The sequence below is a fragment of the Pseudomonas sp. P7758 genome (assembly GCF_013386485.1).
In the GTDB taxonomy this organism is placed as follows: Bacteria; Pseudomonadota; Gammaproteobacteria; order Pseudomonadales; family Pseudomonadaceae; genus Aquipseudomonas.
Genome location: NZ_JACARS010000073.1, coordinates 22,544 through 32,785, shown reverse-complemented (window position 1 = coordinate 32,785; position 10,242 = coordinate 22,544). Strand labels below are relative to the sequence as shown.

At 61.0% G+C, this 10,242-nt stretch carries 9 protein-coding genes; 5 read left to right on the top strand and 4 right to left on the bottom strand.

All coding sequences use genetic code 11. The annotated features are described in order from the left end of the window. Positions 1–837: a transporter substrate-binding domain-containing protein gene (locus HX873_RS16605; RefSeq protein WP_177122919.1), complete on the bottom strand. Its 837-nt coding sequence runs from the start codon at positions 835–837 to the stop codon at positions 1–3. Positions 838–1,076: 239 nt separating this feature from the next. On the opposite strand from HX873_RS16605, the gene HX873_RS16600 reads away from it, so the two are divergent. Continuing rightward, complete coding sequence (locus HX873_RS16600; protein ID WP_003207477.1) at positions 1,077–1,937, top strand: LysR substrate-binding domain-containing protein; 861 nt, start codon at positions 1,077–1,079, stop codon at positions 1,935–1,937. Between the two features lie 3 nt (positions 1,938–1,940). On the opposite strand, the gene dnaQ is transcribed toward HX873_RS16600, so the two are convergent. The 3 genes from dnaQ to HX873_RS16585 all read right to left on the bottom strand — a co-directional run bounded on the left by dnaQ (position 1,941) and on the right by HX873_RS16585 (position 4,064). Further along, positions 1,941–2,681 carry a DNA polymerase III subunit epsilon gene (dnaQ, locus tag HX873_RS16595; protein WP_177068311.1) on the bottom strand — a complete coding sequence of 247 codons (741 nt, stop codon included), beginning with the start codon at positions 2,679–2,681 and terminating at the stop codon, positions 1,941–1,943. Positions 2,682–2,751: 70 nt separating this feature from the next. Further along, positions 2,752–3,204 carry a ribonuclease HI gene (gene rnhA, locus HX873_RS16590; RefSeq protein ID WP_003207474.1) on the bottom strand — a complete coding sequence of 151 codons (453 nt, stop codon included), beginning with the start codon at positions 3,202–3,204 and terminating at the stop codon, positions 2,752–2,754. Between the two features lie 101 nt (positions 3,205–3,305). After that, positions 3,306–4,064, bottom strand: coding sequence for a class I SAM-dependent methyltransferase (locus HX873_RS16585; protein ID WP_008435200.1), 759 nt, complete (start codon positions 4,062–4,064; stop codon positions 3,306–3,308). A gap of 65 nt (positions 4,065–4,129) precedes the next feature. On the opposite strand from HX873_RS16585, the gene gloB reads away from it, so the two are divergent. The 4 genes from gloB (at position 4,130) to HX873_RS16565 (ending at position 10,241) form a co-directional block, all read left to right on the top strand. Next, positions 4,130–4,897, top strand: coding sequence for a hydroxyacylglutathione hydrolase (gene gloB, locus HX873_RS16580; protein ID WP_003207471.1), 768 nt, complete (start codon positions 4,130–4,132; stop codon positions 4,895–4,897). A gap of 98 nt (positions 4,898–4,995) precedes the next feature. Then, positions 4,996–6,408, top strand: a complete 1,413-nt coding sequence (locus HX873_RS16575; protein WP_008435202.1) for a lytic transglycosylase domain-containing protein — start codon at positions 4,996–4,998, stop codon at positions 6,406–6,408. A gap of 168 nt (positions 6,409–6,576) precedes the next feature. After that, positions 6,577–8,406 carry an extracellular solute-binding protein gene (locus tag HX873_RS16570; protein ID WP_008435204.1) on the top strand — a complete coding sequence of 610 codons (1,830 nt, stop codon included), beginning with the start codon at positions 6,577–6,579 and terminating at the stop codon, positions 8,404–8,406. Continuing rightward, positions 8,403–10,241, top strand: coding sequence for an extracellular solute-binding protein (locus HX873_RS16565; RefSeq protein ID WP_003207465.1), 1,839 nt, complete (start codon positions 8,403–8,405; stop codon positions 10,239–10,241). The genes HX873_RS16570 and HX873_RS16565 overlap by 4 nt, the downstream gene beginning before the upstream one ends. The last annotated feature ends 1 nt before the right edge of the window (position 10,242 follow it).

The window sequence follows — 10,242 nt, the reverse complement described above, 5'->3', positions numbered from 1 at the left end:
TCAGGCGCCCTTGAACTGTTTTTGCAACTCCACCAGCGCCGGGGACGCCGGGGTGATGTGGTTGCGGGTCTGGGCTTCGATCAGCCAGCCGCTGCGGTGCAGTTCCTTGACGATGGGGTCGAGTTTGGCCTGGGTGTCGCTCTCGCCACGGCGGGTCCAGATCACCGATGGCGCCGGGTTCAGCTCGGGACTGAGGGTGCGGTGATCCTTCCATTCGGCGCTGTCGTTGATCAGCGGGTTGACCAGGGTGGAGTCATGCACCGCGGCGACGCAGTTGTTGCCGCGCAGGGCCAGCAGGGATTCCGAAGAGCTCTTGAAGGCCTTGATCTGCGCGCCCAGTTCGGTCAACGGCTTGACGTAGCTGCTGCCCTGGGAGGTGCACACCGGCTGGTCCTTGAGATCTTCCCAGCGGGTGATCTTGCTGTCCTTGAGTACGGCAGCAGTGCCGCCGATCTTGTAGAACGGCGTCGGCACGAACCCGAGGATCTCGCCACGCTCGGCGGTCCATTCCATATTGGCGATCAGCAGGTCGACCTTGCCCTGTTGCAGGAACTGCACACGGTTGGCCGGCAATACCGGCACCAGCTGCACCTCGGCGCCCAACTGACGGCCCAGCTCGTTGGCCAGGTCGACGTTCAAGCCCCTGGGCTTCTGGGTGGTGGGGTCGATGCCGCCAAACGGCCCGCCAGACAGCAGCACGCCGACCACCAGCACATGGCGCTGCTGGATCTTGTCCAGGGTCGCATCGGCCTGAGCCACTGCGCTGCCGCCCAGGGCGATCAACGCGCCCAGGACCACAGGCAACCTTCGTTTTACCGCCGCGCGCACAAACCCCATGGAACTCCCCTCATTAGCGATCGGCGTACCCCGACCTGATGTGGGGGCATGCTAGGGAGAGTGCCGGGCTAACGGAAATTCAAATATCTAATATCGTTATAACTTCCCGTATATGGACGCGCTGACTTTTGGCCATATACTCGAATTCATTAGCCCTCGTAAAAACCCAGCGCGACAAAACATAAACATCTGTAATGTTTATCTTCGCACCCTTGATATAAAAACGCCCTGGAATGGCCATGTCGACCCTCGATCTTGAACTGCTCCGCACCTTTATCGCCGTGGTCGACCACCACAGCTTTGCCGAAGCCGGCACTCACCTGGCACGCACACAATCTTCCGTCACCCAGCATATGCAGCGTCTGGAACAACAAGTGGGCGTCAGCCTGTTTGAAAAACGTGGCCGGCAAAAACAACTGACAGAACCCGGGATGCAGCTGTTGCGGCATGCGCGGCAGATGCTCTCACTGAATGACGACGCACTCAATTCCCTGCGGGAAAGCAGCCTCAGCGGCGTACTGCGTATCGGCTCGCCCCACGACATCGCCGACACCATCCTGCCGCCGATCCTCAGCCACATCGCCCGCTCGGCACCGCGCCTGCGCCTGGAGATCGACGTGGGGCGCAGCCCGTTCCTGATGGATGACCTGCACCGGGGCAAGGTCGACATGGTGATTTCCACCCGCGCCGATGCCAACCTGGAGGGCTTTGCACTGCGCACCTCGCCGGTGTGGTGGATTTGTTCGGCGCAATACATTCACTCGCCAAGCGAGCCGCTGCCATTGATTCTGGTGGATGAGCCGAGCATTTATCGGCGCTACGCCCTTGAGGCGCTGGAACGGGCGAATATCCCGTGGCGCCAGGCGTACCTGGCATCGAACCTGATCGGCATCAAGGCGGCAACCCGCGCAGGGCTGGGCGTAACCCCACGGAGCATGGAGATGCTAGGGCCGGATATGCGGGTATTGGGGGAAAACGATGGATTGCCGAGGATGCCGGAGGTCACGTACTACCTGTGGATCCGTCCGAACACGGCGAACCCGATTGCGCGCAAGGCATATGACCTGATCAGGGCCAGCCAGGGGCTGGCGCTGGGGTAAAGGTTATTGCTGGGTCAATTGGGTCCACAACGCGGGTGCGCCGGCAGACTTGGCAATCGCCTCGAGGCGCGCTGCATGCTCGGCCATGTCCTGCTCGCTGGCACGAATGATCGTAGTGGGCCGGCGATCCGCTGGCAGGCGGCGGATTTCCGAAGGACGATTGCCCGAGCCTTCCGCCGAACCATTGCCGTCCGAGGCATTACCGGCCAGGGACAGGCTGGTCTGGCCACCGGTCATGGTCAGGTAGACGTCGGCGAGAATCTCGGAGTCGAGCAACGCGCCGTGGAGTTCACGGCCGGAGTTGTCGACGCCATAGCGTTTGCACAACGCATCGAGGCTGTTGCGCTGGCCCGGGTGACGCTCACGCGCCATCATCAAGGTGTCGAGGATCGAGCAGTGCCGGGTAATATCAGCCCGGTCGGTCTGCCCCATCAGCGCGAATTCGTTGTTGATGAAGCCAACGTCGAACGCCGCGTTATGGATGATCAGTTGCGCGCCGTTGATGAACTCAAAGAACTCATCCGCCACTTCGGCAAACCGTGGCTTGCCCACCAGGAATTCGTTGGTGATGCCGTGGACGCCGATGGCGCCTTCGTCACTTTCCCGGTCCGGTTGCAGGTAGACGTGAAAGTGCCGGCCGGTGAGGCGGCGGCCCATCAGTTCGACACAGCCGATTTCAATGATCCGGTGGCCGTCGGTCACCGGCATGCCGGTGGTTTCGGTATCGAGTACAACAGATCGGATGGCCATCAGGGTTCAGCTCTCAACGGTTTGGTACATTTCAAGGGGCGGGATCTTAACACGTCAGACGGCATCAGCTCTGTTTGTAGCCGCGCACTTCATCCACACCGCGGTTGGCCAGTTGGTCGGCCCGCTCGTTGCCGGGATGGCCGATGTGCCCGCGCACCCATTTCCAGGTGATGTTGTGGCGATTGCATTGCTCATCGAGCAATTGCCACAGGTCGGCGTTTTTCACCGGCTCCTTGGCCGCAGTCTTCCAGCCGCGCTTCTTCCAGTTGACCATCCACTCGTTGATGCCCTTCATCACGTACTGGGAGTCGGTCACCAGCAATACGTCGCAACGGCGCTTGAGCTCTTCCAGGCCACGGATCGCGCCCATCAGTTCCATACGGTTGTTGGTGGTGTTGGCTTCGCCGCCCCACAGTTCCTTCTCCACGCCCTTGCACACCAGCAAGGCGCCCCATCCGCCGGGGCCGGGGTTGCCCTTGCAGGCGCCATCGGTGAAGAGTTCTACGGTATCGGTCATTTCACTGTCCATTAAAGCGGGATCCATCAAAGCGGGTTGCCGATAATCGACCGACAAGTGCCCGAGGTCGAGAGGCTCGACCTGAAATCAAAAAGGTATGTTTACTGTTCGCTCTGCTTGCGATTGACCTTGGCCATCGGCATCGGCACCAGCTTGCCCATCGGCTCGCGACGCACCTGGCGCACCGGGCGCAGGCCAACGACGATCTTGCGCGCCACCAACAGGTAGAAACCCCCGCCGGACAATTGCCAGGCACCGGCCCTGCGTTCCCAGCCGGCCAGCCGGCCTTGCCACTTGGCAGACGCAAGCGGCGGACGATAGCACCCGAAGCGGCGTTTCTCCAGCGCAAAGCCCAGCAGGTTCAACCAGTCGCCGACTCGCGACGGCGAGATGCAGCGCGCCTGGCGCAGCCCGTCATGGGCGAACACATGGCGCAAGCCCCAACTGCTCCAGGGGTTGATGCCAATGATCAGCAAATGGCCACCAGGGCGCACGCTGCTGGCCGCTTCGCGCAGCAAACCGTGGGGCGACAGGCAGAAATCCAGGCCATGCTGCATCACCACCACATCGGCCGCATGCTCGCTCAACGGCCAGGCCTGCTCCTCGCAGACGATTTCAACCCCCGGCAGCGGCGCCCCCAGGCGCACATTGCGTTGCACCTGGGGTGCCGACGGCGGGGTTTGTGCCGACGGCCCGTAATGCACCAGGTAACCACCAAAGAACCGACCCAGCTCGTCTTCGAGCATGCGCCGTTCTTCATCCAGTAAAAATTGCCCGACAGGCCCGGACAGCCATTCACGGGCGGCACCGATCAGTGCCAGCCACTCGGGATCGGCCTGGGCGAACGCTTTATCAGTCATTGCATTCTCCAACGCGCCAAGAAGCTCTAAGATGCACCAATGTGTTCAGCTTGGCGAATCAAAGAATGATACAGATCAGTGCCCTGCCCGCCTTCACCGATAACTACATCTGGTTGTTACAGGATCAGCCGAACAAGCGCTGCGCGGTGGTCGATCCCGGTGATGCCGCGCCCGTGCTGGCCTGGCTCCAGCAGCATCCCGAGTGGACCCTCAGCGACATCCTGGTGACTCACCATCACCATGATCATGTCGGCGGCGTCGAGCAACTTAAAAGTGTTTCAGGCGCCACGGTCTACGGCCCGGCAAATGAAAAGATCCCGGCGCGGGACGTGGCACTCCAGGATAACGACCGCATCAACGTGCTGGGTTGGGACTTCGAGGTGTTTGCCGTACCCGGCCATACCCTGGGGCACATCGCCTTTTATCACGAGGGCGTGCTGTTCTGTGGCGACACCCTCTTTGCCGCCGGTTGTGGCCGCCTGTTCGAAGGCACCCCGCAGCAAATGCACACCTCACTGGAGCGCCTGGCGGCCTTGCCGGCCAACACGCTGGTGTACTGCACCCACGAATACACACAAAGTAACCTGAAATTCGCCCAGGCCGTGGAACCGCATAACGCGGATATCGCCGAACGGGTGGAGAACGTGCGGCAACTGCGGGCGAACGGCCAGATAACATTGCCTTCGACTTTGGCCCTGGAAAAACGCACTAACCCTTTTCTGCGGACCTCTGAAACATCCGTTAAAGAAAAAGCGGACGAACGGAATGGCCGCGATAACCGGGCCGGGAGTGAGGTGTTTGCTAGCTTGAGGTCGTGGAAAGATACGTTCTAAGCGCGCGGAATTTAGTACGTAATTTCTGAATGGTTGACCGCAACCCACGCGCTTTCTAGAATCGCCCGACATTTTTGCCCGGAACTTACTTCCAGCCAATGTCGTCATCTATTCGTAAAACCAACCATTCAGACGCATTGACCCGCCTGGCTCAAGCCGTGGCGGTGGCTGTGTCCGCTACTCTGGCGGGCTGCCAATCGACCCATTTTGCCGCACAATCCACCGTGCAACCCAAGCCAAACCTTACCGCCAAGATCAAGCAAAAACCCCTTTGGCTATCAGAGAAGCCAAGCCCGGAAGTGCCCCAGGATGTCTGGGAACGCATGCGCCGGGGCTTTCAATTGCAGGACGGGTTAGGCGTCAACCCGCGCATTGAACAGCAACGATTGTGGTTTGCCAGCAACCCATCCTTCCTCGAGAACGCCGGCGAACGCGGCAGCCTCTACATTCATTACATCGTCGAACGCCTTGAAGAACGCAACATGCCCCTGGAGCTGGCGCTGCTGCCAGTGATTGAAAGTGCCTACAACCCAATGGCCTATTCCCGCAGCGATGCGGTCGGCCTGTGGCAGTTCGTTCCCGCCACCGGGCGCTATTTCAACCTGCGCCAGACCCGCGCCTACGACGGCCGCCGCGACATCACCGCCTCCACCACCGCCGCCCTCGACTACCTGACTCGCCTGCATGATATGTTCAACGGCGACTGGTTGCTGGCCCTGGCGGCTTACAACGCCGGTGAGGGCACGGTCAGCCGGGCCATCGAGCGTAACGAGAAGCTCGGTTTGCCGACGGACTACTGGAACCTGCCACTGCCCCAGGAAACCAAGGACTACGTGCCCAAGTTCCTGGCGCTGTCCCAGGTGGTGCTGGCCCCTGAGGCGTATGGCGTCAACCTGAACCCGATCGCCAACACGCCGTACTTCGAAGTGGTAGAAATCAAGACCAGCATGGACCTGTCACGGGTCGCCGCGCTGGCCGAGATTGACGAAGACGAACTGTTCCAGCTCAACCCTGCCTTGAAACAGCGCACCACCCTGGACGGCCCGCAGCATTTGCTGGTGCCGACGTCCAAGGCGCAGCTGCTGGCCAGCAGCCTTTCGGCGATGAAGCCGGAAGAATTGCTGAGCATGCGCCCGAAAAAGCCGGTGTTCGACGACGTTGAGCACAAGGCCATTGCCGGTCGCACCCGCAACTACAAGGTGCGCAGCGGCGACAACCTGACGCTGATCGCCAAGGCCAACAAGGTCGATGTACATGACCTGCAGCGCTGGAACAAGCTCAACGGGCAGGCGCTCAAGGTCGGCCAGACCCTGGTGATGCAGGACACCCGCAAGCTGGTGGCCAAGGCCGACAGCAAGAAGCCGGTGCAGTACAAGGTCAAGAAAGGCGATTCGCTGTACATCGTCGCCAAGCGCTTCAACGTCGAGATGCAACATCTCAAGCGCTGGAACCCACGCACTGGCCAGGCGCTGAAACCTGGGCAGATGCTGGTTGTTTCCGGGCCGCGCTAAGCAGCAAACACGAGGGGAAACTGGCAACAGCTCCCCCTTTGTTCTTCACCCTGCCAACCCCCATCCAAGCCTGTAGTCTCCCTCCTACGGCGCCAGCCTTTTTCCAATCGGAACAAGCTGTTACTGTACGGTTCATAAAGCCCAAGCCGCCTGGATCGGATCCCTGACTTGAAGCGTCCCCTCCTTCTACTAATAAGTCTGGCCTTGAGCTTTTCCGCGAACGCGACCATCACCGAGAGCCACGGTTATGCGCAGTTCGGCACGCTCAAGTACCCGGCCAAATTCACCCACTTCGACTGGGTAAACCCCGCAGCGCCCAAGGGCGGCACCTTGCGGGTCATGGCGTTTGGCACTTTCGACACCCTCAACCCGTACACCTTCAAGGGTTCCAGCCCGGTTTCCACCGCCAATTTCCTGCAATATGGCGTCAACGAGCTCAATGAGCCGTTGATGGTCGGCACCGGCCAATATGCCCCTTCCGGCGATGAACCCACCTCCAGCTACGGCCTGATTGCCCAATCGGTGGAATACAGCGAGGACCGCAGCTGGGTGGTGTTCAACCTGCGCCCTGAAGCGCGGTTTCACGATGGCAAGCCGATCACCGCCTACGACGTGGCGTTTTCCTATCGCACGCTGCTGACCGAAGGCCACCCGCAGTACCGCACCAACCTGCAGGAAGTGGCCCGGGTCGACATTCTTAACCGGCATCGCATTCGTTTTGTGTTCAAGCGCGCCGGCAACCCGTTGCTGATCCTGCGCCTGGGCGAGCTACCGGTATTGCCCCAGCATTACTGGAAAAACCGCGACTTCAAGGCCACCACGTTCGAGCCGCCGCTGGGCAGCGGGCCTTACCGCATCAGCAAGGTCAGCCCCGGGCGACAACTGGTGTTCGAGCGGGTCAAGGATTACTGGGGCAAGGACCTGGCGGTCAACCGGGGTTTGTATAACTACGACAAGGTCGAGGTGGAGTTTTACCGCGACAGCGACGTGGCCTTCGAAGCGTTCAAGGCCGGCGAGTTCGATATCTATATCGAGCACCAGGCGAAGAACTGGGCCAACGGCTACAACTTCCCGGCGGTCAACCGTGGCGATGTGATCAAGGCGCAGATCGCCCACCAGATACCGACCCAGAGCCAGGGCCTGTTCATGAACAGCCGGCGCCCGGCTTTCAGCCAGGCCAAGGTCCGCGAAGCCTTGGGGCTGATGTTCGATTTCGAGTGGACCAACCGCACCCTGTTCAGCGGCGCCTATAAACGCAGCCTCAGCTATTACCCCAACAGCGAATTCTCCGCCACCGGCGTGCCGACCGGTCATGAGTGGCTGATGCTGTCGCCCTATCGCGACCAACTGCCGGCCAACCTGTTTACCCAGCCATTCAGCCTGCCCCAGACCGACGGTCGTGGCATTCCTCGCGACACGATGCGCCGCGCCCTCGCATTGTTGGCGGACGCCGGCTGGAAGCTGTCCGGGCAACGCTTGCTCAACAGTGACGGGCAGCCGCTGAGGCTGGAGATTCTGCTGGTGAACCCGAACCTGGAGCGCATCCTGCAGCCCTATGTCGAGAATCTGACAAGCATCGGCGTCGATGCCCGCTTGCGCACGGTAGACCGCGCGCAGTACAAACAACGCCTCGATCAGTTCGACTTCGACATGATTCTGATGACCCTCAACCAGACCCTCAGCCCCGGCCTTGAGCAGTGGCAGTATTTCCACTCCAGCCAGGCGGGGATCAAGGGCAGCAAGAATTACGCAGGCATCGCCAACCCGGTGGTCGACCACCTGCTGGACCAACTGCTGGCGGCGCAAACCCGTGAAGAACAGTTGGCCGCCGGCCGGGCGCTGGACCGCGTCCTGCTGTGGCAGCACTACAGTATTCCCAACTGGTACCTCAACTATCATCGCCTGGCGTACCGCAACCGGTTCGCCTTCGTCACCACGCCGCCCTACAGCCTGGGCCTGAGCGCATGGTGGCTGAAAGCTTCGGAGAAAGCCCAATGATACCTTTGCGTACTGCGATCCTTGGCAGCCTGCTGTTTTGCGCCGCGGCCAATGCGGCCCCGCAACATGCCCTGACCCTCTACAACGAACCGCCCAAGTACCCCGCCGATTTCAAACACGTCGACTACGTAAATCCGGATGCCCCCAAGGGTGGCACCTTCCGCGTATCCAGCATGGGCAGCTTCGACAGCCTCAACCCATTCATCAGCAAGGGCGTGCCGGCAGATGATATCGGCCTGATCTACGACACCCTCGCCCAGCAAAGCCTGGACGAACCCATCACCGAATACGGGCTGGTGGCCGGCAAGATCGAAAAGGCCCCGGACAACAGCTGGGTGCGCTTCTACATCCGCCCCGAAGCGCGCTTCCACGACGGCCACCCGATCCGTGCCGAAGACGTGGTGTTCAGCTTCCAGACACTGATGAAGGACGGCTCGCCGATCTTCAAGACCTACTACGCCGATGTCGACGAAGTGATCGCCGAAGACCCGCTGCGGGTGCTGTTCAAGTTCAAGCGCACCAACAACCGCGAACTGCCGCTGATCCTTGGGCAACTGACAGTGTTGCCCAAGCATTACTGGGAGGGCCGCGACTTCTCCAAGGGCAACCTGGAGATTCCGCTGGGCAGCGGCCCGTACAAGGTGGCCGAGGTCAAGGCCGGGCGCTCGATCCGCTATGAGCGGGTCAAGGACTACTGGGCCAAGGACCTGCCGATCAACAAGGGTTTCTACAACTTCGATTACCGGGTCACCGATTACTACCGCGACAACACCGTGGCCCTCGAAGCCCTCAAGGCCGGGCAGTTCGATTACTGGCTGGAAATCAGCGCGAAAAACTGGGCCAATGCCTACAACACCCCCGCCGTCACCCAGGGCCGCCTGATCAAGGAAGAAATTCCCAATGGCAACCCCACCGGCATGCAGGGCTTCGTGTTCAACACCCGCAAGCCGATGTTCCAGGACGTGCGGGTGCGCAAGGCCATCAGCCTGTTGCTGGACTTTGAATGGAGCAACAAGCAACTGTTCAACGGCGCCTACACCCGCAGCCGCAGCTATTTCGAAAACTCCGAGATGGCCGCCACCGGCCTGCCCGGCCCGGATGAGCTGGCGATTCTTGAACCGCTGCGGGACAAGATCCCGCCCCAGGTGTTTACCGAAGCCTTCGAGCCGTCGAAGACCGATGCCAGCGGCATGATCCGCACCCAGCAGCGCGAGGCCTATCAACTGCTGCAAGAGGCCGGCTGGAAGATCGTCGACGACAAGATGGTCGACACCACCGGCAAGCCAGTGACCATCGAGTTCCTGCTGGCACAGACCGAGTTCGAACGCATCCTGTTGCCGTTCAAGCGTAACCTGGCAGACCTGGGGATCGACCTGGTGATTCGCCGGGTCGACATCTCGCAGTACATCAACCGCATCCGTTCCCGGGACTTCGACATGGTGGTGGGCAGCTTCCCGCAATCCTCATCGCCCGGTAACGAGCAGCGCGAGTACTGGAAGTCATCCAGCGCCGACAAGCCCGGCAGCCGCAACTACATCGGCCTGAAAGACCCGGCCATCGACCAGTTGGTGGAAGAACTCATCGACTCCGACTCGCGCAAGAGCCTGGTGGCCCACGCCAAGGCCCTGGACCGCGTGCTGCAGTTCGGCTACTACGTGATCCCCAACTGGCACATCAAGACCTTCCGCGTGGCGTATTGGGACCACCTCGGCCATCCGAAGGTCTCGCCACGGTATGACGTCGGCACCGCCACCTGGTGGAGCAAACCCGACGTGAAACCTGCGATAACCGTGGACACCAACCAGAGCGCCGATCCGGCGAGCGGGGGCGACTGAG

What these genes read in the sequence shown, in the direction of transcription:
- HX873_RS16565 (WP_003207465.1), top strand. Translation starts at nt 8,403, where the DNA reads ATGATACCTTTGCGTACTGCGATCCTTGGCAGCCTGCTGTTTTGCGCC.
- rnhA (WP_003207474.1), bottom strand. Translation starts at nt 3,204, where the DNA reads ATGACCGATACCGTAGAACTCTTCACCGATGGCGCCTGCAAGGGCAAC.
- HX873_RS16605 (WP_177122919.1), bottom strand. Translation starts at nt 837, where the DNA reads ATGGGGTTTGTGCGCGCGGCGGTAAAACGAAGGTTGCCTGTGGTCCTG.
- HX873_RS16600 (WP_003207477.1), top strand. Translation starts at nt 1,077, where the DNA reads ATGTCGACCCTCGATCTTGAACTGCTCCGCACCTTTATCGCCGTGGTC.
- HX873_RS16585 (WP_008435200.1), bottom strand. Translation starts at nt 4,064, where the DNA reads ATGACTGATAAAGCGTTCGCCCAGGCCGATCCCGAGTGGCTGGCACTG.
- HX873_RS16575 (WP_008435202.1), top strand. Translation starts at nt 4,996, where the DNA reads ATGTCGTCATCTATTCGTAAAACCAACCATTCAGACGCATTGACCCGC.
- gloB (WP_003207471.1), top strand. Translation starts at nt 4,130, where the DNA reads ATGATACAGATCAGTGCCCTGCCCGCCTTCACCGATAACTACATCTGG.